Annotated in this window: 33 protein-coding genes; 2 read left to right on the top strand and 31 right to left on the bottom strand. The window is 64.4% G+C overall.

Going from position 1 to position 22,631, the window contains the following annotated elements:
• Positions 1–8 precede the first annotated feature (8 nt).
• The gene (locus AC5P8F_RS19275) at positions 9–1,631 is read left to right on the top strand and encodes an amidase (protein ID WP_049440294.1); all 1,623 of its coding nucleotides are present in this window, start codon (positions 9–11) and stop codon (positions 1,629–1,631) included.
• A 72-nt stretch (positions 1,632–1,703) separates the two neighbouring features.
• Here the strand turns inward: AC5P8F_RS19275 and AC5P8F_RS19270 are convergent, their stop codons facing one another.
• Both AC5P8F_RS19270 and AC5P8F_RS19265 read right to left on the bottom strand, forming a co-directional pair.
• Positions 1,704–2,846 (bottom strand): mechanosensitive ion channel family protein, encoded by a 1,143-nt coding sequence (locus AC5P8F_RS19270; RefSeq protein ID WP_041864076.1) that lies wholly within the window; start codon positions 2,844–2,846, stop codon positions 1,704–1,706.
• 417 nt (positions 2,847–3,263) lie between these two features.
• Positions 3,264–4,655 carry a class II 3-deoxy-7-phosphoheptulonate synthase gene (locus tag AC5P8F_RS19265; protein ID WP_046429066.1) on the bottom strand — a complete coding sequence of 464 codons (1,392 nt, stop codon included), beginning with the start codon at positions 4,653–4,655 and terminating at the stop codon, positions 3,264–3,266.
• A gap of 216 nt (positions 4,656–4,871) precedes the next feature.
• Here AC5P8F_RS19265 and AC5P8F_RS19260 point away from each other — a divergent pair, with 216 nt between their 5' ends.
• On the top strand, positions 4,872–6,995 hold the full coding sequence (locus tag AC5P8F_RS19260; protein WP_495228807.1) for a TonB-dependent receptor: 2,124 nt from the start codon (positions 4,872–4,874) through the stop codon (positions 6,993–6,995).
• Between the two features lie 104 nt (positions 6,996–7,099).
• Here the strand turns inward: AC5P8F_RS19260 and AC5P8F_RS19255 are convergent, their stop codons facing one another.
• From AC5P8F_RS19255 to AC5P8F_RS19115, 29 genes are all read right to left on the bottom strand, one after another.
• Positions 7,100–7,606, bottom strand: a complete 507-nt coding sequence (locus tag AC5P8F_RS19255) for a disulfide bond formation protein B (protein ID WP_005415421.1) — start codon at positions 7,604–7,606, stop codon at positions 7,100–7,102.
• Positions 7,607–7,848: 242 nt separating this feature from the next.
• The gene (gene rplQ / locus AC5P8F_RS19250; protein ID WP_005408217.1) at positions 7,849–8,232 is read right to left on the bottom strand and encodes a 50S ribosomal protein L17; all 384 of its coding nucleotides are present in this window, start codon (positions 8,230–8,232) and stop codon (positions 7,849–7,851) included.
• A gap of 190 nt (positions 8,233–8,422) precedes the next feature.
• The gene (locus AC5P8F_RS19245) at positions 8,423–9,421 is read right to left on the bottom strand and encodes a DNA-directed RNA polymerase subunit alpha (RefSeq protein ID WP_005408216.1); all 999 of its coding nucleotides are present in this window, start codon (positions 9,419–9,421) and stop codon (positions 8,423–8,425) included.
• A 55-nt stretch (positions 9,422–9,476) separates the two neighbouring features.
• Positions 9,477–10,106 carry a 30S ribosomal protein S4 gene (gene rpsD, locus AC5P8F_RS19240; RefSeq protein WP_004145446.1) on the bottom strand — a complete coding sequence of 210 codons (630 nt, stop codon included), beginning with the start codon at positions 10,104–10,106 and terminating at the stop codon, positions 9,477–9,479.
• 15 nt (positions 10,107–10,121) lie between these two features.
• The gene (gene rpsK / locus AC5P8F_RS19235; protein ID WP_004145443.1) at positions 10,122–10,511 is read right to left on the bottom strand and encodes a 30S ribosomal protein S11; all 390 of its coding nucleotides are present in this window, start codon (positions 10,509–10,511) and stop codon (positions 10,122–10,124) included.
• Positions 10,512–10,522: 11 nt separating this feature from the next.
• The gene (gene rpsM / locus AC5P8F_RS19230; protein ID WP_004154500.1) at positions 10,523–10,879 is read right to left on the bottom strand and encodes a 30S ribosomal protein S13; all 357 of its coding nucleotides are present in this window, start codon (positions 10,877–10,879) and stop codon (positions 10,523–10,525) included.
• Between the two features lie 346 nt (positions 10,880–11,225).
• Entirely contained in the window at positions 11,226–12,593 is a 1,368-nt protein-coding gene (secY, locus tag AC5P8F_RS19225) for a preprotein translocase subunit SecY (RefSeq protein ID WP_005415420.1), read from the bottom strand.
• Between the two features lie 7 nt (positions 12,594–12,600).
• On the bottom strand, positions 12,601–13,044 hold the full coding sequence (gene rplO, locus AC5P8F_RS19220; protein WP_004154498.1) for a 50S ribosomal protein L15: 444 nt from the start codon (positions 13,042–13,044) through the stop codon (positions 12,601–12,603).
• Positions 13,045–13,050: 6 nt separating this feature from the next.
• Entirely contained in the window at positions 13,051–13,242 is a 192-nt protein-coding gene (gene rpmD, locus AC5P8F_RS19215) for a 50S ribosomal protein L30 (protein WP_005408214.1), read from the bottom strand.
• A complete protein-coding gene (rpsE, locus tag AC5P8F_RS19210; protein ID WP_005408213.1) occupies positions 13,235–13,777 on the bottom strand; it encodes a 30S ribosomal protein S5 in 543 nt (180 codons plus the stop codon). The genes rpmD and rpsE overlap by 8 nt, the downstream gene beginning before the upstream one ends.
• A gap of 161 nt (positions 13,778–13,938) precedes the next feature.
• Complete coding sequence (gene rplR, locus AC5P8F_RS19205) at positions 13,939–14,298, bottom strand: 50S ribosomal protein L18 (RefSeq protein ID WP_169411773.1); 360 nt, start codon at positions 14,296–14,298, stop codon at positions 13,939–13,941.
• A gap of 80 nt (positions 14,299–14,378) precedes the next feature.
• Positions 14,379–14,903 carry a 50S ribosomal protein L6 gene (rplF, locus tag AC5P8F_RS19200; protein ID WP_014646052.1) on the bottom strand — a complete coding sequence of 175 codons (525 nt, stop codon included), beginning with the start codon at positions 14,901–14,903 and terminating at the stop codon, positions 14,379–14,381.
• Between the two features lie 18 nt (positions 14,904–14,921).
• Positions 14,922–15,320: a 30S ribosomal protein S8 gene (gene rpsH, locus AC5P8F_RS19195; protein WP_005408210.1), complete on the bottom strand. Its 399-nt coding sequence runs from the start codon at positions 15,318–15,320 to the stop codon at positions 14,922–14,924.
• Positions 15,321–15,577: 257 nt separating this feature from the next.
• Entirely contained in the window at positions 15,578–15,883 is a 306-nt protein-coding gene (gene rpsN / locus AC5P8F_RS19190) for a 30S ribosomal protein S14 (RefSeq protein ID WP_005408209.1), read from the bottom strand.
• Between the two features lie 18 nt (positions 15,884–15,901).
• Positions 15,902–16,444: a 50S ribosomal protein L5 gene (gene rplE, locus AC5P8F_RS19185; RefSeq protein ID WP_005415416.1), complete on the bottom strand. Its 543-nt coding sequence runs from the start codon at positions 16,442–16,444 to the stop codon at positions 15,902–15,904.
• 11 nt (positions 16,445–16,455) lie between these two features.
• On the bottom strand, positions 16,456–16,773 hold the full coding sequence (rplX, locus tag AC5P8F_RS19180; protein ID WP_004154490.1) for a 50S ribosomal protein L24: 318 nt from the start codon (positions 16,771–16,773) through the stop codon (positions 16,456–16,458).
• 16 nt (positions 16,774–16,789) lie between these two features.
• Entirely contained in the window at positions 16,790–17,158 is a 369-nt protein-coding gene (rplN, locus tag AC5P8F_RS19175) for a 50S ribosomal protein L14 (protein ID WP_010483978.1), read from the bottom strand.
• A 12-nt stretch (positions 17,159–17,170) separates the two neighbouring features.
• On the bottom strand, positions 17,171–17,440 hold the full coding sequence (rpsQ, locus tag AC5P8F_RS19170; RefSeq protein ID WP_004154489.1) for a 30S ribosomal protein S17: 270 nt from the start codon (positions 17,438–17,440) through the stop codon (positions 17,171–17,173).
• An 11-nt stretch (positions 17,441–17,451) separates the two neighbouring features.
• A complete protein-coding gene (gene rpmC / locus AC5P8F_RS19165) occupies positions 17,452–17,637 on the bottom strand; it encodes a 50S ribosomal protein L29 (RefSeq protein ID WP_004154487.1) in 186 nt (61 codons plus the stop codon).
• Positions 17,637–18,050: a 50S ribosomal protein L16 gene (rplP, locus tag AC5P8F_RS19160; RefSeq protein WP_004154486.1), complete on the bottom strand. Its 414-nt coding sequence runs from the start codon at positions 18,048–18,050 to the stop codon at positions 17,637–17,639. Before rplP ends, rpmC begins: the two co-directional genes overlap by 1 nt.
• Positions 18,051–18,055: 5 nt before the next feature.
• A complete protein-coding gene (gene rpsC, locus AC5P8F_RS19155) occupies positions 18,056–18,790 on the bottom strand; it encodes a 30S ribosomal protein S3 (protein WP_004145350.1) in 735 nt (244 codons plus the stop codon).
• 18 nt (positions 18,791–18,808) lie between these two features.
• A complete protein-coding gene (rplV, locus tag AC5P8F_RS19150) occupies positions 18,809–19,144 on the bottom strand; it encodes a 50S ribosomal protein L22 (protein ID WP_004145348.1) in 336 nt (111 codons plus the stop codon).
• Positions 19,145–19,156: 12 nt separating this feature from the next.
• Positions 19,157–19,426 (bottom strand): 30S ribosomal protein S19, encoded by a 270-nt coding sequence (gene rpsS / locus AC5P8F_RS19145; RefSeq protein ID WP_005415413.1) that lies wholly within the window; start codon positions 19,424–19,426, stop codon positions 19,157–19,159.
• 6 nt (positions 19,427–19,432) lie between these two features.
• The gene (gene rplB / locus AC5P8F_RS19140; RefSeq protein ID WP_004145339.1) at positions 19,433–20,260 is read right to left on the bottom strand and encodes a 50S ribosomal protein L2; all 828 of its coding nucleotides are present in this window, start codon (positions 20,258–20,260) and stop codon (positions 19,433–19,435) included.
• 10 nt (positions 20,261–20,270) lie between these two features.
• Positions 20,271–20,570 (bottom strand): 50S ribosomal protein L23, encoded by a 300-nt coding sequence (rplW, locus tag AC5P8F_RS19135; RefSeq protein WP_004145338.1) that lies wholly within the window; start codon positions 20,568–20,570, stop codon positions 20,271–20,273.
• Positions 20,567–21,172, bottom strand: coding sequence for a 50S ribosomal protein L4 (gene rplD / locus AC5P8F_RS19130; protein ID WP_004145337.1), 606 nt, complete (start codon positions 21,170–21,172; stop codon positions 20,567–20,569). The genes rplW and rplD overlap by 4 nt, the downstream gene beginning before the upstream one ends.
• A gap of 12 nt (positions 21,173–21,184) precedes the next feature.
• Positions 21,185–21,835 (bottom strand): 50S ribosomal protein L3, encoded by a 651-nt coding sequence (rplC, locus tag AC5P8F_RS19125; RefSeq protein WP_004145336.1) that lies wholly within the window; start codon positions 21,833–21,835, stop codon positions 21,185–21,187.
• 11 nt (positions 21,836–21,846) lie between these two features.
• Positions 21,847–22,158, bottom strand: a complete 312-nt coding sequence (gene rpsJ, locus AC5P8F_RS19120) for a 30S ribosomal protein S10 (RefSeq protein ID WP_005408208.1) — start codon at positions 22,156–22,158, stop codon at positions 21,847–21,849.
• A gap of 332 nt (positions 22,159–22,490) precedes the next feature.
• The coding region (locus AC5P8F_RS19115; RefSeq protein WP_487247787.1) for an EF-Tu C-terminal domain-related protein at positions 22,491–22,631 on the bottom strand (141 nt) is incomplete at its 5' end.

Here is a 22,631-nt window from a genome sequence, read left to right as displayed (position 1 = left end):
GCCGCCCCATGCGCCCGTCCTTGCCGCCTCTGCTGACCTGCCTGCTTGCCGCGCTGCCTGCGCTGCTTTCGGCTGGCTGCAGCCCGGCCGCGTCCAGCGCGCATGCGGCCGAACCCGCGAGCCGCAACGTGCCGTTCCCGTACGCCGAAACCGATGTCACCGACCTGCAGGCGCGGATGAGCGCCGGTGAGCTGGACAGCACCACCCTGACCCAGGCCTACCTGCAGCGCATCGCCACCCTGGACCGCACCGGGCCGCGCCTGCGCGCGGTGATCGAGCTCAACCCGGATGCACTGAAGGAAGCCGCTGCGCGCGACCGCGAGCGCCGTGATGGACGCCTGCGCGGCCCGCTGCACGGCATTCCGGTACTGCTGAAGGACAACATCAACGCCGCCCCGATGGCCACCAGCGCCGGCTCGCTGGCCCTGCAGGGGTTCCGCCCGGACGACGCCTACCTGGTGCGCCGGCTGCGCGACGCCGGCGCGGTGGTGCTGGGCAAGACCAATCTCAGCGAGTGGGCCAATTTCCGCGGCAACGATTCGGTGTCCGGCTGGAGCGCACGCGGCGGCCAGACCCGCAATCCCTATCGCCTCAGCCACTCGCCCTGCGGTTCCAGCAGCGGCAGCGCGGTGGCGGTCGCCGCCAACCTGGCCAGCGTGGCGATCGGCACCGAAACCGACGGCAGCATCGTCTGCCCTGCGGCGGTCAATGGCATCGTCGGCCTCAAGCCGACCGTCGGCCTGGTCAGCCGCGAGGGCATCATCCCGATTTCCTTCAGCCAGGACACCGCAGGGCCGATGACCCGCAGCGTCGCCGACGCTGCAGCCGTGCTGACCGCTATCGCCGGCCGCGACGATGCCGACCCGGCCACGGCGACCATGCCTGGCCGCGCGGTGTACGACTACACCGCGCGCCTGGACCCGCAGGGCCTGCGTGGCAAGCGCATCGGCCTGCTGCAGACACCGCTGCTGAAATACCGCGGCATGCCGCCGCTGATCGAACAGGCGGCCACCGAGCTGCGTCGGGCGGGTGCCTTCGTGGTGCCGGTGGAGCTGCCCAACCAGGGCGCCTGGGCCGAGGCGGAACGCACGGTGCTGCTGTACGAATTCAAGGCCGGGCTGGAGCGCTACTTCAGCACCCATCGCGCGCCACTACGCAGCCTGGCCGACCTGATCGCCTTCAACCAGGCGCACAGCAAGCAGGAGCTGGGCCTGTTCGGCCAGGAACTGCTGGTGGCGGCCGACGCTACCGCCGGCCTGGCCGACCCCGCCTATATCCGTGCACGCAGCAATGCGCGCCGGCTGGCCGGCGCGGAAGGCATCGACGCCGCCCTCGCCGCCCACCAGCTCGATGCCCTGGTGGCGCCGACCACCGGTGTGGCGTGGCCGATCCGCAGCGAAGGCGACGACTTCCCCGGCGAGAGCTACAGCGCCGCCGCCGTCGCCGGCTATCCCAGCCTCAGCGTGCCGATGGGCCAGATCAATGGCCTGCCGGTCGGCCTGCTGTTCATGGGCACCGCCTGGAGCGAACCGAAGCTGATCGAAATGGCCTACGCCTACGAACAGCGCACCCGCGCGCGACGCCCGCCGCACTTCGACACCGACACCCTGATCGACGCCGGCGAGCCGTGATCGTGTTTCTGTAGAGCCGAGCCCACGCTCGGCTTCAACGGAAAATCGAAAGCAGCCGAGCATGGCTCGGCTCTACAGCGGCTGGTCGGGCTCCACCGGCACGATCGCCGCCTCACCGTCTTCAGCCCCCGGCGAACGCACATCCGCAGTGCGCGCACGTGGACCGCGCGGCATGTCCAGTTCGTCTGCATGCTGCAGCCGCGCACGCACCTGCGGCAGCGACTGCGGATGCTCGCGCGCGAGGAAATCGAGCATGCGTTCGCGCACCAGGCAGCGCAGATCGAAGGCATCACCGGAGCTGCGCGCACTGACCAGCAGGCGCACCTGGATCGCGCGCTCGCTGGTCTCGGTCACCTGGGTCACGCAGACCCGGCCATCCCACAGCGCTTCACCGCGGCAGATGCGTTCCAGCTCGGCACGGATCGCTGCCACCGGGGCACGATAGTCCAGCCACAGGAACGCGGTGCCGAGCAGGTCGGCGCTGCGCCGCGTCCAGTTCTGGAAGGGGTTCTCGATGAACCAGGTCAGCGGCACCACCATTCGCCGCTCATCCCAGATGCGCACCACCACATAGCTGCTGCCGATCTCCTCGATGCGCCCCCACTCGCCTTCGACGATCACCACATCATCCAGCCGGATCGGCTGCGTCACTGCGATCTGCAGGCCGGCGATCAGATTGCCGAACACGGGCTTTGCGGCGATACCGGCCACCAGGCCGATCAGGCCCGCCGAGGCCAGCAGCGCGGTGCCGATCTTCTGCACCATCGGGAAGGTCAGCAGCACCAGCGATGCGCCCAGCACGATGATGCCACCCATCAGCACACGGCTGAGCACCCGCGTCTGGGTCTGGATGCGGCGCGCTTCCAGGTTGTCGGAGACATCGATGGGATGGCTGCGCAGGATGGCACGTTCGCCCGCCGCCACCGCCCGCACCAGCAGCCAGATGAAGCACGCGGTCAGCGCGATATGCAGCACCCGTTGCAGGTTGCCCAGAACGGGATCCTGCAGCGGCGTGGCCTGCAATGCAGGGATCAACAGCAGCAGCGGCCATGCGGTGGCCATCGGCAGCCCGAGCACACGCCCGATACGCGCGCGCCGACGATCGCGCCCCTTCAGCCGATGGTAGATCCACAGGATCAGCCACGCGCCGATGCCGCCCACCACTACGGCCAATCCCAACGGCCATGCGTATGCCTGTGCGCTTTGCCAGTGCATCGTTGCCACCTCCACTCGAACAGCCAAGTGGACAGACTCGCGCATGGCGCATGAGCGCCACGTCAGTCGTTCGTAAGCAGGGTGTTGGTCGGCAGGGCTTGCAGCCCTGTACCTGCGGTAGTGCCGGCCGCTGGCCGGCAACCTCAACAGCAACAGCAACAGCGTGCATTCCGAGGGATGGCGGGGTCGGTCCGGTTGCGGGAGACGCCGTGAATCCCGCTCCGCGGTCCGGCCCAGCCGCTGGCGGCTGTGCCGGACCCCGGAGCGGGATTCACGGCGTGTCCTGCCTGCCCACATCGCCCCGCCATCCCACGGAATGCATGCTGTTGCCGTTGCTTGGGCCGTTGCTTGGGCCGTTGCCGTTGCCGTTGCCGTTGCGTCAGCAGGTGCAGGGCTGCAAGCCCTGCCGCAACGCCCTTACCGCACCTGCTCCTGCTTGCGCACGATCGCCATCGCGATCTCCAGCGACTGCTCGTAGTTCAAACGCGGGTCCACCGTCGAACGATACGCACGTTCCAGGTCGCGCTCGGTCAGTTCGCGCGCGCCACCGGTGCATTCGGTCACGTCTTCGCCGGTCAGTTCCAGGTGCACACCGCCCAGTCGCGTGCCTGCGGCCGCATGCAGATCGAACGACATCTCCACTTCGCCACGCACGTTGTCGAAGCGGCGCGTCTTGAAGCCATTGGCGGTGCTTTCGGTGTTGCCATGCATCGCGTCACACACCCACAGCACGCGACGGCCATCGCGCTTGACCGCGTCCAGCAGCGGCGGCAGCTTCTCGGCAATCTGCGCTGCACCCATGCGGTGGATGAAGCTCAGTCGACCCGGCTCGTCATGCGGGTTGAGCACATCGATCAGGCGCAGCAGCTGGTCCGGCGTCACCGACGGGCCCACCTTGATCGCAATCGGATTGCGCACGCCACGCAGGTATTCCACGTGCGCGCCGTCAAGCGCGGCGGTGCGCATGCCGATCCACGGGTAATGCGTGCTCAGGTTCAACCAGCCCTGCTGGCGCGGCACCTGGCGGGTCAGCGCCTGCTCGTAGGGCAGCAGCAGGGCTTCATGCGAGGTGTAGAAGTCGATGCGGTTGAGGTTGTGCACGCGGGCCCCGGCCAGGGTCTCCATGAAGTGCACTGCATCGCCGATCGACGCCACCATCTTCTGGTACTCGGCGGCCAGCGGCGAATGCCGCACCCACTCCAGGTTCCAGTACTCCGGATGATGCAGGTCGGCGAAGCCGCCATCGATCAGCGCACGCACGAAGTTCATGGTCATCGCCGAATGCGCATGCGCCTGCAGCATCCGCTTCGGATCCGGCAGGCGCGCCGCCTCGGTGAACGCCGGCGCATTGATCACATCGCCGCGGTAGCTGGGCAGGGTCACGCCGTCGCGGGTCTCGGTATCGGCCGAACGCGGCTTGGCGTACTGGCCGGCAAAGCGCCCGACGCGGATCACCGGCTGGCGAAGGCCATGCACCAGCACCAGGCTCATCTGCAGCAGCACTTTCAACCGGTTGGAAATCGTGCCCGATTCGCAGTCGCTGAAGTTCTCGGCGCAGTCGCCGCCCTGCAGCAGGAAGCGCTTGCCTTCCTGGGCCTCGGCCAACTGCTGCTTCAGCGCCAGGATTTCCCACGAGGTGACCAGCGGCGGCAGGCGCTTCAGCTCATGCAGTGCAGCGTCCAGCGCCACCGGGTCCGGGTAGGTCGGCATCTGCAGCGCGGTCTTGCCGCGCCAGCTCTCCGGCGACCAGGCAGCGCCAGCGGCGGTCGCGGCAGGATCGAGGACGGGCGGAACGGCGGACAGGCTCATTACAGACTTCCGGGGAGGGGGGCGGTCATGGTCGCAGAGCCAGCCGCTGGCGCAAAGGGCTGGGCACGCCCTGCACATGACTGAACGCCGGGGAAAGGGCATCGCGATCGGCCAGAAACCGCATGGCCACGGCCGCCCGGACAGGCGCATGATTCGCCACTCACTGTTACGAAGTAACACTGCATCCCCGTCGGCCCCTTCCACAGCCTATCTGCCATGAAGCCCTCCCTGCTCGCTACCGGCATTACCTTCGCCCTGACCCTGGCCAGTCTGCCCAGCCTCGCTATGGCCGCCGATGCCGCCGCTCCCGTCAAGGACCTCGACACGGTCACTGTCAGCGCCCAGCTCGACCAGGCCCGCAATGCGCTGTCGCCGGACATCGGCAGCAGCCAGTACCAGATCACCGCCGAGGACATCCAGAAGCAGCCGCTGGGTGCCTCCGCGCCGCTCAGCCAGGTGCTGCTGCAGGCTCCGGGCGTGGTCCAGGATTCCTACGGTGGCGTGCACGTGCGCGGCGACCACGCGAACCTGCAGTACCGCATCAACGGCGTACTGCTGCCCGAATCGATCTCCGGCTTCGGCCAGACCCTGGATGCCCGCACCATCAAGAGCATCCGCCTGATGGACGGGGCGCTGCCGGCGCAGTTCGGCGAGCGCACCGCTGCGGTGGTCGACATCACCACCCGCAGCGGCGCCGAGCTCGGCAATGGCGGCAGCGCCGGTCTGACCGCAGGCTCGTTCGGCAAGATCAATCCGAATGCCTCGTGGTGGGGCAATCAAGGGCGCTGGAGCTGGTTCCTGACCGGCAACTACGACCAGAACGAGGTCGGCCTGGAGAACCCGACCCGCTCGCGGAAGCCGCTGCACGACGACACGCACCAGGGCAAAGCCTTCGCCGACCTGACCTACCTGGTCAACGAGAACACCCGCCTGAGCGTGTTCGCCGGCTTTGCCAACAATCGCTTCCAGATCCCGGTCAATCCCGGGCAGACCCCGCAGTTCGGTTACCTGGACACGACCACCTTCGACTCCAGCCAGCTGGATGAAACCCAGCGCGAGACCACCCGCTTCGGCATGCTGGTGCTGCAGGGCACGCTGGGCGGCACCGCCTACCAGCTGTCCGCCGGGCAGCGCTACAGCGACGTGGCGTTCAACCCGGATGTCATCGGCGATCTGGTATTCAGTGGCGTCGCCTCCCAGGTCCAGCGCAGCAACCGCGCCAACACGCTGCAGGCCGACCTCTCCACCCCGCTGGGCAACGACCACACGCTGCGCTACGGCCTGTACGGCAACTACGAGAATGCGCGCGCCAGCAACAACAGCTGGGTGTTCCCGGTCGATGGCGCCGGCCAGCAATCCAGCACCACGCCACTGCTGATTCCAGACCGCAGCGCCTTCCACGCCAGTACGCTGGCGGTGTACGTGCAGGATGAGTGGAAGATCGGCGACGACTGGACAGTGAACTACGGCCTGCGTGGTGATCGCTACAAGGCCTTCGGCCGCACCGAGGGCCAGCTCAGCCCCCGCCTGGGCGCGGTCTGGAATGCCAGCGACAGCACCACCGTGCATGCCGGCTATTCGCGTTACTTCACGCCACCGGCCAGTGAGCTGATCGCCAGCAGCGATATCGCCCTGTACGACGGCACCACCAACCAGCAGCCGGGCGGCGGCAACAACATTCCGCTGGCCGAACGCAGCGACTACTACGACATCGGCGTCTCGCAGCAGCTGGGTGAACACCTGACCCTGGGCCTGGACGCGTACGACCGCCGCGTCGCGCGCCTGCAGGACGAAGGCCAGTTCGGCGCCGCCTACATCTACTCGACGTTCAACTACCGCCGCGGCCATATCCGTGGGCTGGAGTTCAGTGCCGACTACAGCAGCGGTCCGTTCAGCGCCTACTTCAACGCGGCGTACAACAAGGCCATCGGCACCCAGGTCATCACCAGCCAGTACAACCTCGATCCGGACGCGCTGGCCTATGTGGCCGACCACTGGATCCACCTGGACCACGACCAGAAGCTGACGTCGTCGGGGGGCTTCAGCTACGCCTTCGCCGGGCACAACCGGGTCGGTGCCAACTACGTGTTCGGCAGCGGCCTGCGTTCGGATATCGAGGGCGTGCCCAACGGCGGCGAGCTGCCGTCCTACCTGCAGGTGAACCTCAGCGCCGGGCACGATTTCAATGCCGACAGCGGCCATCCGCTGCACGTGCAGCTGGCCGTGATCAACGCATTGGATCGCAGCTACCAGCTGCGCGATGGCGGCGGTGTCGGCGTGTTCGCCCCGCAATGGGGACCGCGCCGCGGCGCCTACCTGAGCCTGCAGCAGGACTTCTGAGGAGACAGGGGTCGGATCCCTTTCCGCAGGAAAGGGCTCTGACCCCGCACCGGAAATGGGGTCAGAGCCCTTTGCGATGCAAAGGGATCCGACCCCATTCTGCTTCAGCGCTTGACCTTGCGCAGCGACACCACCAGTGCCCACAGCGCCAGCAGCACGAACCACACGCCCGACCACATCGGCATGGTCAGGCCCAGGAACGTCCAGTCGATGTTGCCGCAGTTGCCGGTACCGGTCAGCACCGTGCGGAACACTTCCAGCGGCCCCATGGTCTCGCGCAGGAAGCTCAGCGGCGGGCCACAGGTCGCGCCCATCTCCGGCGGCAGCATCTGCACGTAGACGTGGCGCGCAGCGATGCCCACGCCGACGGCCGCCGCGATGAAGGCGAGCACGCCGTAGGTGGCGCGGCCGGGACGGTTGGACGGCCCGTGCAGCGCACCGATCAGGAACAACAGGCCCAGCGCGGCAAAAGCCAGGCGCTGGAAGATGCACAGCGGGCACGGCTCCAGGCCCATCTTCAGCTGCAGGAAGATCGCGTAGCCGAGCAGGCCCGCGCAGATCAGGAAGCCCAGGAAGAACTGGGCGCGGAAGGGCCAGCGCAGTGGATTCATCGTCAACGCTCGAATGGATCAAGGCGCCAAGCGTAACCGAGAGCGCGCCCCATTCGAACCGCCACAGGTGACGCCTGTCGGAACGGTGCGGGTCGGATCCCTTTGCGAATGCAAAGGGATCTGACCTGCGGTGCTGCCTGCTTGGGGTCAGAGCCCTTTCCTGCGGAAAGGGCTCCGACCCCGGGAAACGCAAAAGCCCGGCAGGCGCCGGGCTTTCGCTGTGTCGCGTTGGAGCGGTCCGATTACTCGGCCACTTCCTCGGCCACGACCGGACGGTCAACCAGCTCGACGTAGGCCATCGGTGCGTTGTCGCCGGCGCGGAAACCGCACTTCAGCAGGCGCAGGTAGCCGCCCGGACGGTTCGCGTAGCGCGGGCCCAGGATGGTGAACAGGTTGCCCACGGCTTCGTTGTCGCGCAGGCGGGCGAAGGCCAGACGGCGGTTGGCGACCGAGTCGACCTTGGCCAGAGTGATCAGCGGCTCGGCAACGCGGCGCAGTTCCTTGGCCTTCGGCAGGGTGGTCTTGATCAGCTCGTGCTTGAACAGCGAGGCGGCCATGTTCTTGAACATCGCTTCGCGGTGCGCGCTGGTGCGGCTGAACTTACGGCCAGACTTCTGGTGACGCATGGTGATATTCCTTGGTTAATGATGCGGCTGTGTGGATCGTTGTCGCCATCCTGGCGTTACTGCGCGGACTGCGGTTGGTCCTGGCCGCCCGTCCTGGACGACCTGCCCGCGAACCTGCGGTTCGTCGTGGCATGGTGTGTTGCGTTGAAGGCTCCACCGCGAGCGGTGGAGCCTCCAGGCATTACCGATATCAGCCCAGCATGCCGTGGCTGGCGACGCCGGCCGGCGGCCAGTTCTCGAGCTTCATGCCGAGGGACAGGCCGCGCTGAGCCAGCACTTCCTTGATCTCGGTGAGCGACTTCTTGCCCAGGTTCGGGGTCTTCAGCAGCTCCACTTCGGTCTTCTGGATCAGATCGCCGATGTAGTAGATGCTTTCAGCCTTCAGGCAGTTGGCCGAACGCACGGTCAGCTCCAGATCGTCGATCGGGCGCAGCAGCACCGGATCCACGCCGTTGTTGGCCGGCTTGGCCGCACCGCGGTCGCGGTGGGTGAAGTCACCGAACACCGACAGCTGGTCGCTGAGGATGTCGGCGGCGGTGCGCACGGCTTCCTCGGCATCGATGGTGCCGTTGGTCTCGATATCGATGACCAGCTTGTCCAGGTCGGTACGCTGTTCGACACGCGCCGCTTCCACGGCGTAGGCGACACGGCGGACCGGCGAGAACGAGGCATCCAGGACCAGGCGGCCGATGGCACGGGTTTCTTCGTCCGGACGACGACGCGCGGCAGCCGGCTGGTAGCCGAAACCACGTTCGATCTTCAGACGCATGTTGATCGCCGTATCCTTGGTCAGGTGGCAGATCACATGGTCGCCGTTCAGGATCTCCACATTGTGGTCGACCTTGATGTCGGCAGCGGTGACAACGCCCGGGCCCTGCTTGGACAGGGACAGGGTGGCGCTGTCGCCGGAGTGCATACGGATGGCCACGTCCTTCAGGTTCAGCAGGACTTCGAGCACGTCCTCCTGCAGACCTTCGACCGTGGTGTACTCATGCAACACGCCGTCGATTTCGACTTCCGTGATGGCGAAGCCCGGGATGGACGACAGCAGCACGCGACGCAGGGCATTACCCAGCGTATGCCCGTAACCCCGCTCCAAAGGTTCGATAACGACCTTTGCACGGGTGTCGGTAAGGCGTTCGATCTGCGGACCGCGAGGACGCAGAACCTGGTTGGCGGTAACCGTCATGTTGCGGGTTCTCCTAGTGAACCCCCGGCCGTCGCCGGGGGCTCTCCAATGTGAATTACTTCGAATACAGCTCGACGATCAGCGCTTCGTTGATGTCCGCAGGCAGATCCGAACGATCCGGAACAGCCTTGAAGATGCCGGTGAACTTGCCGGAATCCACTTCAACCCACGACGGGCTCAGGTCATGCTGGGCGGCGACGGTCAGGGCTTCCTGGACGCGCAGCTGCTTGGCAGCCTTTTCAGACAGGGCGATGGCGTCGCCAGCCTTGACCTGGTACGAAGCCAGGTTGACCGACTTGCCATTCACGGTGACGCCGCGGTGCGACACCAGCTGACGGGCAGCCGGACGGGTCACGGCGAAGCCCATGCGGTAGACGACGTTGTCCAGGCGGGTTTCCAGCAGCTGCAGCAGGTTCTCGCCGGTGTTGCCCTTCTTGGTCGAGGCCTTCTTGTAGTAGTTGCGGAACTGACGCTCCAGCAGGCCGTAGATACGCTTGACCTTCTGCTTTTCACGCAGCTGGGTGGCGTAGTCGGACAGCTTGCCCTTGCGGGCAGTGGCGCCGTGCTGGCCGGGCTTCTGCTCCAGCTTGCACTTCGAGTCCAGCGCACGCGCCGGGCTCTTCAGGGACAGGTCGGCGCCTTCGCGGCGGGCGAGCTTACAGGTAGGACCGATATAACGAGCCATTTCTTATCGCTCCCTTTAGACGCGACGCTTCTTCGGCGGACGGCACCCGTTGTGCGGGATAGGCGTCACGTCGATGATGTTGGTGATCTTGTAGCCGACGTTGTTCAACGAACGCACGGCCGACTCACGGCCCGGACCCGGGCCCTTGATGCGGACTTCCAGCGACTTCACGCCGTAGTCCAGCGCAGCACGACCGGCCTTTTCAGCAGCCACCTGGGCAGCGAACGGGGTCGACTTGCGCGAACCGCGGAAGCCAGCGCCACCGGAGGTCGCCCACGACAGAGCATTGCCCTGGCGGTCGGTGATGGTGACGATGGTGTTGTTGAACGAAGCGTGGACGTGGGCAACGCCGTCGGTGACGACGCGCTTGATCTTCTTCTTGGTCTTAGCAGCGGGCTTAGCCATTTCTCAGTCCCTTACTTCTTGATCGCCTTGCGCGGACCCTTGCGGGTGCGGGCGTTGGTACGGGTGCGCTGGCCACGCAGCGGGAGGCCACGACGGTGACGCAGGCCGCGGTAGCAGCCCAGGTCCATCAGGCGCTTGATCGCGATACCGATTTCACGGCGCAGATCGCCTTCCACGATGTACTTGCCGACTTCGGCGCGCAGGCGCTCGATTTCCGGCTCCGACAGATCGCGGATCTTGGTGGTCGAAGCAACGCCTGCGACTTCGCAGACCTTCTTCGAACGGGTACGGCCGATGCCGTAAATGCTTTGCAACCCGACCCAGACATGCTTCTGGGCTGGCAGGTTGACGCCTGCAATACGCGCCATGACGCGGTTCTCCAGCTGAGTGATGGCCGACAGCGCGCCTCGGGCACGCCAATCCGGCAGGATGGATCAAAAAAGTGAACTAGCGATACTAACAAGGTTCCGGTTTACATGGAAGCCCGTGAAACCATTGGTTTCATGAACCGGCCTGGGGAGTGTGCCCAGGCTCCGGCGCCGGATGGGGTTGGACCTGGGGTTTCCCCCGGGGCCGCCCGCGCTACTCCAGCGCGGGACCACCTCATCACACCCCCACCCGGAACCGCTGCGGGGGCCGCCCTTCGTTTGTGTGGCCGGAGTCCGCGAAGCGGAGGGACCATCACGTCAGGAAGACGAAAGTATAACAGGCCTATCAGCCGCGGGCAAAACCGCCGCGGTTGCCACCCTTCAGGTTGGCCTTCTTCAGCAGGCTCTCGTACTGGTGGGACATCAGGTGCGCCTGCACCTGGGCGATGAAGTCCATCACCACCACCACCACGATCAGCAGCGAAGTACCACCGAAGTAGAACGAGGCGTTCAGCTGCGTGCGCATCAGTTCCGGCAGCAGGCAGACGATCACCAGGTACGCCGAGCCGGCCGCGGTCAGGCGGGTCAGCACGCCGTCGATGTAGTCGGCGGTCGCCTTGCCCGGACGGATGCCCGGAATCAGCGCACCGGACTTCTTCAGGTTGTCGGCGGTTTCCTGCGAGTTGAACACCAGCGCGGTATAGAAGAACGCGAAACCGGTGATCAGCGCAGCGAACACGATCATGTGCAGCGGCTCGCCCGGGCCCAGGGCGTTGGCGACCTTCTGCAGGACCTGGCCGAAGCTGCTCTGGTTGGCGGCCTGGCCGGACCACATGGCCAGGGTGGCCGGGAAGGCCAGCAGGCTCGAGGCGAAGATCGCCGGGATGACGCCGGCCATGTTGAGCTTCAGCGGCAGGAACGAGGTCTGGTTCATGTACGCGTTGCGACCACCCTGGCGGCGCGCGTAATTGACCGTGATCCGGCGCTGGCCACGCTCGACGAACACCACGAAGAAGGTGAAGGCGAGCACGACGATGGCGATCAGCAGCAGCTGGATGAACTGGATGTTGCCGTCGCGGTAGGCATCGAAGGTGTGGATGACCGCACCCGGCAGGCCCGCCACGATACCGGCGAAGATGATCAGCGACACGCCGTTGCCGATGCCGCGCTCGGTGACCTGCTCACCGACCCACATCAGGAACATGGTGCCGGCGGTCAGTGCGACCACGGCAGTGAGCACGAAGCCCATGCCCGGCGCATACACGACCGGAGCGCCCGACGGCGAGACCTGGCCCTGCAGGGCCAGCGCGATCGAGCCGCCCTGCACCACTGCCAGCAGCACGGCGCCGATGCGCGAATACTGGGTGATCTTGCGGCGGCCGGACTCACCTTCCTTCTGCATCGCCTTCAGGGCGGGGAAGATGTGCACGGCCAGCTGCATCACGATCGATGCCGAGATGTACGGCATCACGTTCAGCGCGAAGATGCTGAAACGGTGCAGGGCGCCGCCCGAGAACATGTTGAACATGTCCACGATGCCGCCGCCCTGCTGTTGCATCATGGCAAGCATGGCATCGGGATTGACGCCCGGCACCGGCACGTAGCAGCCGATGCGATAGACGATCAAAGCCCCGACGACGAACAGCAAACGTTGGCGAAGTTCAGTGAACTTGCCCATTCCGCCCGCGAGGTTACCGATGCCAGCTTGCGCCATGATTTTCTTACTCCGTTACGCTGCCGCCGGCAGCTTCGATTGCAGCCTTGGCACCCGCCGTGGCAGCAATACCCTTCAGGGTGAACGCCTTGGTCACTTCGCCCTTGACGACGACCTTGGCCTTCTTTGCGGTGCTCGGGACCAGCTTGGCAGCACGCAGGGCGGCGAAATCGATCTCACCGGCCGGCAGCTTGTCCAGCGCGTACAGCAGCACTTCAGCGGTGTCCTTGGCGATCGGCGAACGGAAGCCGATCTTCGGCAGACGACGCTGCATGGGGGTCTGGCCGCCTTCGAAGCCAGCCTTGATCTTGCCGCCACCCTTACGGGCGAACGAACCCTTGTGGCCGCGGCCGGCAGTCTTGCCCAGGCCCGAGCCGATACCGCGGCCGACGCGGGTGCGCTCGGTGCGGGCGCCCGGTGCCGGGCTCAGTTCATTGAGACGCAGAGTCATGGTCGATTACTCCTCAACCTGGACGAGGTACTGAACCTTGTTGATCAGGCCGCGTACCTGCGGGCTGTCCTTCAGTTCACGCACATCGTTGAGCTTGTTCAGGCCCAGGGCACGCACCGACAGGCGGTGACGCGACTGGGTACCACGCAGGCCACGCACCAGGCGGACCTTCACAGTCTTGTTGGACTCATTAGCCATGGTTGAGTTCCTCCACCTTCTTGCCGCGCTTGGCCGCGATGCGAGCCGGCGACTGCGCAGCAGACAGGCCCTTCACGGTGGCACGCACCAGGTTGATCGGGTTACGCGAACCGGTGGCCTTGGCCAGCACGTTCTTCACGCCAACGGCTTCCAGCACGGCGCGCATGGCACCGCCGGCGATCACGCCGGTACCTTCCGAAGCCGGCTGCATGAACACGCGGGCTGCGCCGTGACCATCCTTGATGGTGTGCCACAGGGTGCCGTTGTTCAGGTCAACGCTGACCAGGTTCTTGCGGGCCTGTTCCATCGACTTCTGGATGGCGACCGGCACTTCGCGGGCCTTGCCATAACCGAAACCGACCTTGCCTTCGCCGTCGCCGACAACGGTCAGGGCGGTGAAGGTGAACTGGCGGCCACCCTTGACGGTCTTGCTGACGCGGTTGACCGCGACCAGCTTTTCGATCATGCCGTCGTCGATCTTCTCTTCGCGGTTACGGTCGCGATCGCGACCCCGCTGCTGACGCTCTTCTGCCATGTTGATTCCTTGGTTGTTTGGGTATGTACGGCTCGAGGCCGCTTATGGTTGTGGAGTGACGCGTTGTTCCGGTGGGCCACTGCAGAAGAGCGGCGCCGTCCAGCCTCGCTCAGGCTGGCGAGCAGGCAGGCAGGAGGCCATCGACCCCCTGCCCTTGTCCCTTAGAACTGCAGGCCGGCTTCGCGGGCCGCTTCTGCCAGGGCCTTGATGCGGCCGTGGTAGCGGTAGCCCGAACGATCGAAGGCAACCTTCTCGACGCCGGCGGCCTTGGCGCGCTCGGCGACGATGCGGCCAACCTTGGCAGCGGCATCGGCGTTCTTGCCGTTCTTCAGGCCTTCCTTGACGTCGGTCTGGGTGGTGTTGGCGGCAGCCAGCACCTTCGAACCGTCAGCGGTGAAGACCTGGGCGTACAGGTGCTGGCCGGTGCGCAGCACCGACAGGCGGGCGACGCCGAGCTCACGGATGTGGGCGCGGGTCGACTTGGCGCGACGCAGGCGGGCGATGTTCTTGTTCATTTTGATTATTCCTTGAAAGCTGAAGGATGGGCTTCTCCCTGAGGAGTCCGCACATGGATGTGCGGGCTCTTGCGAGGGACTCGCACTTACGCCTTCTTGGCTTCCTTACGGATGATGACTTCGTCGGAGTACTTCACGCCCTTGCCCTTGTACGGCTCCGGCTTGCGGAACGCACGGATCTTGGCGGCGACTTCACCGACGACCTGCTTGTCAGCGCCCTGGACCAGGATCTCGGTCTGGGTCGGGGTGGTGATGGTGATGCCTTCCGGCGCCACGAACACGACCGGGTGCGAGAAGCCCAGCGACAGGCTCAGGTCCTTGCCCTGCATGGCAGCGCGGTAACCCACGCCAACCAGCTCCAGCTTGCGCTCGAAGCCTTCGGACACGCCCTTGACCATGTTGGACAGGATCGCACGCACGGTGCCGGTCAGTGCGACCAGCTCGGCGTTCTCGGTGCTCAGGGTGGCAACGCCATTGTCGACGTTGATGGCAATGCCGGCCGGCTTGGCCAGCGACAGGGTGCCCTTCGGGCCCTTGGCGGTGACGCTGTCCGACTGGACGTTCAGTTCAACCTTACCCAGGGTGATCGGCTTCTTGGCTACGCGGGACATAGTTCTACTCCTTTCGCCTTAGGCCACGAAGCACAGGACTTCGCCGCCGACGCCCAGCTGGCGCGCCTGCGCATCAGTCATGATGCCCTTGGAGGTGGAAATGATGGAGATACCCAGGCCGTTCATGACCTTCGGCAGCTCGCTCTTGCCGCGGTACTGGCGCAGGCCCGAACGCGAGAAGCGCTTCAGGGTCGCGATGACCGGCTTGCCTTCGAAATACTTCAGCACGATTTCCAGCTCGGACTTGTTGTTTTCCAGCTGGGTCACGCGCAGGTCGGTGATGTAACCCTCGTCCTTCAGGACCTGGGCGATCGCAACCTTGATCTTGGACGACGGGGCTTTCACCGTCTGCTTGCCAACTGCGGCCGCATTCTTGATGCGGACCAGCAGGTCGGCGATGGGATCAGTCATGCTCATATGAGTACCTTTGAGTGCACCGATATCCGCTTTCGCGAAAATCTGTTGTCTCCTGGAAACGGGCCAGGTCCCTTGATGCAGCGGGCCAGGCCCACTCCTACAACCCCGTCTGCACAGGGCAAGACGCGGGAGTATACGCCAAAAGAGCCCGACTTGCGTCGGGCTCTTCGGGTTTTTTCGCAGAAAGGAAGCTGAACAGCCCCCTCCCCCGGTTCAGCACCCCCGCAAGGGGGTGCTGAGCGCAGGGCCGGCTGGGATTACCAGCTGGCCTTGCGCAGGCCCGGGACGTCGCCACGCATGGTGGCTTCGCGCAGCTTGTTGCGGCCGAGGCCGAACTTGCTGTACACGCCACGCGGACGACCCGACAGCTCGCAACGGTTGCGCTGACGGCTCGGCGACGAATCGCGCGGCAGCTTGGCCAGCTTGGTTGCGGCGTCGATCTTCTCTTCGTAGGTCGCGTCCACGGAGGACACGATCTTCTTCAGAGCCGCACGCTTCTCAGCGTACTTCTTGGCCAGCTTTTCCCGCTTGATGTCGCGGTTGACCATGGAGGTCTTTGCCATTTCGGTTTCCTCGACAGATCAGTTACGGAACGGGAACTTGAACGCTGCCAGCAGCGCCTTCGCTTCCGCGTCGGTCTTCGCAGTGGTGGTGATGGCGATATCCATACCGCGGATCGCGTCGACGGCGTCGAAGTCGATTTCCGGGAAGATGATCTGTTCCTTCACACCCATGTTGAAGTTGCCGCGGCCGTCGAAGGAACGACCGGAAACACCACGGAAGTCGCGCACGCGCGGCAGCGAGATGTTGATCAGGCGGTCCAGGAACTCGTACATCTTGTGGCGACGCAGCGTGGTCTTGCAGCCGATCGGCCAACCATCACGGATCTTGAACGACGCAACCGAGATACGCGACTTGGTGACAACCGGCTTCTGGCCGGAAATCTTGGTCATGTCCGCGACGGCGTTTTCCAGGATCTTCTTGTTGGTGGCAGCCTCGCCGACACCCATGTTCAGGGTGACCTTGACGAGCTTCGGTACTTCCATCGGGTTGGTGTAGCCGAACTGCTTCATCAGCGCCGGCACCACTTCTTCCTTGTAGATCTTTTCGAGACGGGAAGTCATCTTCACATTCCTCAGGCGTCGAGCGCCTCACCGCTGGAGCGGAACACACGCAGTTTGCGTCCATCCTCCAGCACCTTGAAGCCAACGCGTTCGCCCTTGCCCGAAGCCGGGTTCAGCACGTTCACGTTGGAGATATGGATCGAAGCTTCGCGCTCGACCACGCCGCCGGCAACACCTGCCTGCGGGTTCGGCTTGGTGTGGCGCTTGACGATGTTCACGTTGGCGACGACCACACGGTCGCCGTCGACGCGGACGACTTCGCCCTGCTTGCCCTTGTCCTTGCCAGCGTTGACGACAACCTGGTCGCCCTTCTTGATACGGTTAGCCATGATTATCTCCTGTCGCTCACAGCACTTCGGGAGCGAGCGAGACGATCTTCATGAACTTCTCCGAACGAAGTTCACGGGTCACCGGCCCGAAGATACGGGTACCGATCGGCTCCTGCTTGTTGTTCAGCAGGACGGCAGCGTTGCCGTCGAAGCGGATCAGCGAACCGTCGGCGCGACGCACACCCTTGCGGGTACGCACCACGACGGCGTCATACACTTCACCCTTCTTGACCTTGCCGCGCGGAATCGCATCCTTCACGGTGACCTTGATGATGTCGCCGATGCCGGCGTAACGGCGCTTGGAACCACCCAGCACCTTGAAGCACATCACCTGCTTGGCACCCGAATTGTCCGCGACGTCAAGGTAGCTCTGCATCTGGATCATGATTCAGACTCCTTATTCAGCCGCACGCGTGATGACTTCCACCACGCGCCAGTTCTTGGTCTTGGACATCGGAGCAATCTCGGTCACGCGGACGACATCGCCTTCCTTGCAGGCGTTGTCGGCATCGTGGGCGTGCAGCTTGGTCGAGCGCTTGATGTACTTGCCGTACAGCGCGTGCTTGACCTGACGCTCAACCAGGACGGTAACCGTCTTGTCCATCTTGTTGCTGACGACACGGCCTTCGACCGTGCGCAGCGTCTTCTTTTCAGTATTGTCGCTCATAGCGGCCATCCTTACTTCGTGCTGCCGAGCAGGGTCTTGACGCGAGCAATCTCGCGACGGACCCGGCGAATGTCGTGGGTCTTCGGCAGCTGGCCGGTGACCTGCTGCATACGGACAGAGAACTGTTCCTTACGCAGGTCGATCAGGTGGGCCTTGAGTTCGTCAGCCGACTTTTCACGGAGAGTTTTGATATCCATCAGCGCACCGTACGGGTCACGAAAGTGGTGGTGACCGAGAGCTTGGCGGCGGCCAGGCGGAACGCCTCGCGAGCCACTTCCTCGGAAACACCCTCGATTTCATAGATCATGCGGCCGGGCTGGATCTGGGCCACCCAGTATTCCACGTTACCCTTACCCGAACCCATTCGAACTTCGATGGGCTTCTTGGTGATGGGCTTGTCGGGGAACACGCGGATCCACATCTTGCCGCCGCGCTTGACGTAGCGGCTGATCGAGCGGCGGGCCGCTTCGATCTGACGCGCGGTCAGCTGACCGTGTGCGGTTGCCTTCAGGCCGTATTCGCCGAAGCTGACAGCGTTGGCGCTCCAGCTCAGGCCATCGTTACGGCCCTTGTGTACCTTGCGGTACTTGGTTCGCTTGGGTTGCAACATTGTCGTTACCTCGCTTCACGGGCCGGGCGCTGACGGTCACCACGGTCGCCGCGATCGTGACGATCGTTGCGCGACGGGGTGTCGTCCTGCTTTTCCTGGCCAACCTGGGAGAAATCGAAGACCTCGCCCTTGTAGATCCAGACCTTGATGCCGATGATGCCGTAGGTCGTCTTGGCTTCAGCGAAGCCATAGTCGATGTCGGCACGCAGGGTGTGCAGCGGCACGCGGCCTTCGCGGTACCACTCCGAACGGGCGATTTCAGCACCGTTGAGGCGGCCACCAACGTTGACCTTGATGCCCAGGGCACCCAGGCGCATCGCGTTGCCGACCGAGCGCTTCATTGCACGGCGGAACATGATGCGACGCTCCAGCTGCTGGGCGATCGACTCGGCAACGAGCTGCGCGTCCAGTTCCGGCTTGCGCACTTCGGTGACGTTGATGTGCGCCGGGACGCCCATCATCTCGCTCACTTCCTTGCGCAGCTTCTCGATGTCCTCACCGCGCTTGCCGATCACCACGCCCGGACGGGCGGTGTGGATCGTCACGCGAGCGGTCTTGGCCGGACGCTCGATCAGGATCTTGCTGATGCCGGCCTGGGCCAGCTTCTTGCGCAGCATTTCGCGCACTTTCAGGTCGGCTGCCAGGTAACCGGCGAACTCGGCCTTGTTGGCGTACCACTTGGAGTTCCAGTCCTTGGAAATGCCGAGGCGGATACCAATCGGATGAACTTTATGACCCATGGTCTTTTCCTTATCCGCTTACTTGGCGGCGCCCACAACCACAGTGATGTGGCTGGTGCGCTTGAGGATGCGGGTACCGCGGCCTTTCGCCCGCGCCATGAAACGCTTCAGGGTCGGACCTTCATCAACCATGATGGTCTGAACCTTCAGCTCGTCGACGTCGGCGCCCTGGTTGTTCTCGGCGTTGGCAATTGCCGACTCCACCACCTTCTTGATCAGGTGGGCAGCCTTCTTGTCCGAGAACTTCAGCAGGTTGACCGCACGTTCGGCCGGCAGACCGCGCACCTGGTCAGCGACCAGACGAGCCTTCTGCGGGGAGATGCGCGCAGTGCGCAGGATGGCTTTCGCTTCCATTGTCATCTCTCCTTACTTGCCCGACTTCTTGTCACCACCGTGACCCTTGAAGGTCCGGGTGATGGCAAATTCGCCGAGCTTGTGGCCGACCATGTTCTCGTTGACGAGAACCGGGATGTGGTTCTTGCCGTTATGCACGGCAATGGTGATGCCTACCATGTCAGGCAGGATCATCGAACGGCGCGACCAGGTCTTGATCGGCTTCTTGCTGCCCGCAGCGGCCTCCACCTTCTTGACGAGGTGGTGATCGACGAACGGGCCCTTCTTGAGTGAACGTGCCATGGTCGATTAGCCCCTACGATCGCGGACGATGAACTGCTGAGTGCGCTTGTTATGGCGCGTCTTGTAACCCTTGGTCGGAACACCCCACGGGGTGACCGGATGCGGGTTACCCTGGCCGGCCTTGGCCTCACCACCACCGTGCGGGTGGTCAACCGGGTTCATGGCAGCACCACGAACGGTCGGGCGGACGCCGCGCCAACGCTTGGCACCGGCCTTGCCCAGCTTTTCCAGGCTGTGCTCGTCGTTGCCGACTTCGCCGATGGTGGCGCAGCACTCGACCGGAACCTTGCGCATTTCACCCGAGCGCAGGCGCAGGGTGGCGTAGATGCCTTCGCGAGCCACCAGCTGCACGGCCGCACCAGCGGCGCGAGCGATCTGAGCGCCCTTGCCCGGCTTCAGCTCGATGCAGTGGATGGTGGTGCCGACCGGGATGTTGCGCAGCGGCAGGGTGTTGCCGGCCTTGATCGGGGCGTCCGAACCAGCGATCACCTGATCACCGGCCTTCAGGCCCTTCGGGGCGATGATGTAGCGACGCTCACCATCGACGTAGCACAGCAGGGCGATGTGGGCGGTGCGGTTCGGATCGTATTCGATGCGTTCCACGCGCGCCGGGATGCCCAGCTTGTTGCGCTTGAAGTCGATGATGCGGTAGTGCTGCTTGGCACCACCACCGACGTGACGCACGGTGATGCGGCCGTGGTGGTTGCGGCCACCCGAGCGGCTCTGCGACTCGACCAGTGCGGCGTGCGGAGCACCCTTGTGCAGGTCGGGCGTAACCACGCGCACGGCCGAACGGCGGCCGGGGGAAGTGGGCTTGAATTTCATCAATGGCATGGGATGTACCTCAGGCCTTGGCCGTTACATCGATCGACTGGCCGTCGGCCAGGCGAACGTACGCCTTGCGCCAATCGCCGCGGCGGCCAGCACGGTTACGGAAGGACTTGTTCTTGCCCTTGACGTTGACCACGTTGACGGCTTCGACCTTGACGTCGAACAGCTGCTCAACCGCGGCCTTTACATCGGCCTTGGTGGCTTCGTTCGAAACTTCGAAGACATACTGGTTGGAGAGTTCCTGCAGGCGCGCGGTCTTTTCGGAGACACGCGGGGCACGCAGCACGCTGAAGATTTTTTCGTTGCTGTTCATGCCAGCCACTCCTCGACCTTCTTGACCGCGTCAGCGGTGATGACGACCGTGTCGGCACCCACCAGCGAGACCGGATCCAGACCCTGGACGTCACGCACCTGCACGTACGGCAGATTGCGGGCGGACAGGTACAGGTGCTCGGACGCTTCTTCGGTGACGATCAGCGGGCGCTTGCCCACTTCCAGGCCGGCCAGCTTGGCGATCAGACCCTTCGTGTTGGTCACTTCGACATCGAAGGACTCCACGATGGTCAGACGGCCCTGACGGTTCAGCTCGGACAGGATCGCGCACATGGCGGCACGGTACTGCTTACGATTGACCTTCTGCTCGAAGCTGCGCGGCTTGGCCGCGAAGGTGACACCGCCGCCGACGAAGATCGGAGCCGTCAGTGCGCCATGACGCGCGCCGCCGCCCTTCTGCTTCTTCGACTTCTTGGTGGTACCAGCCACTTCGGAGCGAGTCTTCTGTGCCTTGGTGCCGGCGCGACCGGCGTTGCGGTAGGCAACGACGACCTGGTGGACCAGATCTTCGCTGAAATCGCGACCGAACACGGCGTCGGAGACCGAGACCTTGTTGTTGCTACCCGTGATAACGAGTTCCATCGTCATCTCTCCTTATGCCTTGCTCGCCGGACGGACGATCACATCGCCACCCGCCGCGCCCGGAACGGCGCCGCGAACGGCGATCAGACCGCGCTCGACGTCGACCTTGACCACTTCCAGGTTCTGGGTGCTCTGCTGCACCGCGCCCATGTGGCCCGACATCTTCTTGCCCGGGAAAACGCGACCCGGGGTCTGGCGCTGACCCAGCGAACCCGGCGCGCGATGCGACAGCGAGTTACCGTGGGTTGCATCGCCCATACGGAAGTTGTGGCGCTTGATGGTGCCCTGGAAGCCCTTGCCCTTGGTGACACCCTGGACGTCGACGATCTGGCCGACTTCGAAGATGTCCGCCTTGACTTCGCCGCCAACGGCGAAATCGCCGAGCTGCGCGTCTTCAACGCGGAATTCCCACAGGCCACGACCCGCTTCCACCTTCGCCTTGGCGAAGTGGCCGGCTTCCGGCTTGTTGACCAGGGCAGCGCGACGCGCGCCGACGGTCACCTGCACGGCGCTGTAGCCGTCGGTTTCGACGGTCTTGATCTGCGCGATGCGGTTCGGGGTTGCTTCGATCAGGGTCACCGGGATGGAACGGCCATCTTCGGTGAACACGCGGCTCATGCCGGCCTTGCGGCCCACGAAGCCCAACGAATACTTCTTCGTCATGGTCGTAGTCCTCAGGTCAGCTTGATCTGAACGTCGACGCCGGCAGCCAGTTCGAGCTTCATCAGCGCGTCCACGGTCTTGTCATTCGGGTCAACGATATCGAGCACGCGCTTGTGCGTGCGGGTCTCGTACTGGTCACGCGCGTCCTTGTCGACGTGCGGGGAGACGAGAACGGTGTAACGCTCGATCTTGGTCGGCAGCGGGATCGGGCCACGCACTTGCGCGCCGGTCCGCTTTGCCGTTTCAACGATCTCGCTGGCCGAACGGTCGATCAGACGATGATCGAACGCTTTCAGCCGGATCCGGATCTTTTGGTCCGCCATGGCGGTAGGTTCCTTCGTTAAAAGAGCGACAGACAAAGCCTCTGGGTTGCTTTGCCCCATGAAATTCCTGAATACGGACGGCCCGCAGTCCTGCAGGCCGACAAGGTCACTCCATGGACCTCAAAAACGTAGGCAGACCAGTTTCCCGGCCTGCCCAGACGTAGAAGCATAATGGCACGCAAGGCAGCTGTCAACAGTCGCCTGTTGACGCCGCCTGAATGGCATTGACCCTTCCTGGTCCGGGGAACACAAGGCACATCCTGTGCCTGCTTTCCCATTTGATACGCCCCGATGCCCTACCCAGGCAACATCGGGGCGCAGATACTACCAGATTACTCGATGATCTTCGAGACCACGCCGGCGCCGACGGTACGGCCGCCTTCGCGGATGGCGAAGCGCAGGCCTTCGTCCATTGCCACCGGGTTGATCAGGGTGACGACCATCTTGACGTTGTCACCCGGCATCACCATTTC

It is taken from the genome of Stenotrophomonas sp. YJH_SMC_69 (assembly GCF_059370495.1).
Note: the sequence above shows the minus strand (reverse complement) of the source record. Positions and strands in the feature narration are given on the sequence as shown.

What these genes read in the sequence shown, in the direction of transcription:
- rplB (WP_004145339.1), bottom strand. Translation starts at nt 20,260, where the DNA reads ATGCCATTGATGAAATTCAAGCCCACTTCCCCCGGCCGCCGTTCGGCC.
- rpsJ (WP_005408208.1), bottom strand. Translation starts at nt 22,158, where the DNA reads ATGGCGGACCAAAAGATCCGGATCCGGCTGAAAGCGTTCGATCATCGT.
- rplC (WP_004145336.1), bottom strand. Translation starts at nt 21,835, where the DNA reads ATGACGAAGAAGTATTCGTTGGGCTTCGTGGGCCGCAAGGCCGGCATG.
- AC5P8F_RS19275 (WP_049440294.1), top strand. Translation starts at nt 9, where the DNA reads ATGCGCCCGTCCTTGCCGCCTCTGCTGACCTGCCTGCTTGCCGCGCTG.
- rplX (WP_004154490.1), bottom strand. Translation starts at nt 16,773, where the DNA reads ATGGCTAACCGTATCAAGAAGGGCGACCAGGTTGTCGTCAACGCTGGC.
- AC5P8F_RS19260 (WP_495228807.1), top strand. Translation starts at nt 4,872, where the DNA reads ATGAAGCCCTCCCTGCTCGCTACCGGCATTACCTTCGCCCTGACCCTG.
- rplP (WP_004154486.1), bottom strand. Translation starts at nt 18,050, where the DNA reads ATGTTGCAACCCAAGCGAACCAAGTACCGCAAGGTACACAAGGGCCGT.
- rpsS (WP_005415413.1), bottom strand. Translation starts at nt 19,426, where the DNA reads ATGGCACGTTCACTCAAGAAGGGCCCGTTCGTCGATCACCACCTCGTC.
- AC5P8F_RS19245 (WP_005408216.1), bottom strand. Translation starts at nt 9,421, where the DNA reads ATGACGGTTACCGCCAACCAGGTTCTGCGTCCTCGCGGTCCGCAGATC.
- AC5P8F_RS19265 (WP_046429066.1), bottom strand. Translation starts at nt 4,655, where the DNA reads ATGAGCCTGTCCGCCGTTCCGCCCGTCCTCGATCCTGCCGCGACCGCC.
- rpsM (WP_004154500.1), bottom strand. Translation starts at nt 10,879, where the DNA reads ATGGCGCGTATTGCAGGCGTCAACCTGCCAGCCCAGAAGCATGTCTGG.
- rplD (WP_004145337.1), bottom strand. Translation starts at nt 21,172, where the DNA reads ATGGAACTCGTTATCACGGGTAGCAACAACAAGGTCTCGGTCTCCGAC.
- rpsK (WP_004145443.1), bottom strand. Translation starts at nt 10,511, where the DNA reads ATGGCTAAGCCCGCTGCTAAGACCAAGAAGAAGATCAAGCGCGTCGTC.
- AC5P8F_RS19270 (WP_041864076.1), bottom strand. Translation starts at nt 2,846, where the DNA reads ATGCACTGGCAAAGCGCACAGGCATACGCATGGCCGTTGGGATTGGCC.
- rpsC (WP_004145350.1), bottom strand. Translation starts at nt 18,790, where the DNA reads ATGGGTCATAAAGTTCATCCGATTGGTATCCGCCTCGGCATTTCCAAG.
- rpmD (WP_005408214.1), bottom strand. Translation starts at nt 13,242, where the DNA reads ATGGCTAATGAGTCCAACAAGACTGTGAAGGTCCGCCTGGTGCGTGGC.
- AC5P8F_RS19255 (WP_005415421.1), bottom strand. Translation starts at nt 7,606, where the DNA reads ATGAATCCACTGCGCTGGCCCTTCCGCGCCCAGTTCTTCCTGGGCTTC.
- rpsD (WP_004145446.1), bottom strand. Translation starts at nt 10,106, where the DNA reads ATGGCTCGTTATATCGGTCCTACCTGTAAGCTCGCCCGCCGCGAAGGC.
- rpsQ (WP_004154489.1), bottom strand. Translation starts at nt 17,440, where the DNA reads ATGAGCGACAATACTGAAAAGAAGACGCTGCGCACGGTCGAAGGCCGT.
- rpsE (WP_005408213.1), bottom strand. Translation starts at nt 13,777, where the DNA reads ATGGCAGAAGAGCGTCAGCAGCGGGGTCGCGATCGCGACCGTAACCGC.
- rplQ (WP_005408217.1), bottom strand. Translation starts at nt 8,232, where the DNA reads ATGCGTCACCAGAAGTCTGGCCGTAAGTTCAGCCGCACCAGCGCGCAC.
- rpmC (WP_004154487.1), bottom strand. Translation starts at nt 17,637, where the DNA reads ATGGATATCAAAACTCTCCGTGAAAAGTCGGCTGACGAACTCAAGGCC.
- rplF (WP_014646052.1), bottom strand. Translation starts at nt 14,903, where the DNA reads ATGTCCCGCGTAGCCAAGAAGCCGATCACCCTGGGTAAGGTTGAACTG.
- rpsH (WP_005408210.1), bottom strand. Translation starts at nt 15,320, where the DNA reads ATGAGCATGACTGATCCCATCGCCGACCTGCTGGTCCGCATCAAGAAT.
- rplW (WP_004145338.1), bottom strand. Translation starts at nt 20,570, where the DNA reads ATGAACAGCAACGAAAAAATCTTCAGCGTGCTGCGTGCCCCGCGTGTC.
- rplO (WP_004154498.1), bottom strand. Translation starts at nt 13,044, where the DNA reads ATGACTCTGCGTCTCAATGAACTGAGCCCGGCACCGGGCGCCCGCACC.
- rpsN (WP_005408209.1), bottom strand. Translation starts at nt 15,883, where the DNA reads ATGGCAAAGACCTCCATGGTCAACCGCGACATCAAGCGGGAAAAGCTG.
- rplE (WP_005415416.1), bottom strand. Translation starts at nt 16,444, where the DNA reads ATGACTTCCCGTCTCGAAAAGATCTACAAGGAAGAAGTGGTGCCGGCG.
- rplN (WP_010483978.1), bottom strand. Translation starts at nt 17,158, where the DNA reads ATGATCCAGATGCAGAGCTACCTTGACGTCGCGGACAATTCGGGTGCC.
- rplV (WP_004145348.1), bottom strand. Translation starts at nt 19,144, where the DNA reads ATGGAAGCGAAAGCCATCCTGCGCACTGCGCGCATCTCCCCGCAGAAG.
- secY (WP_005415420.1), bottom strand. Translation starts at nt 12,593, where the DNA reads ATGGCGCAAGCTGGCATCGGTAACCTCGCGGGCGGAATGGGCAAGTTC.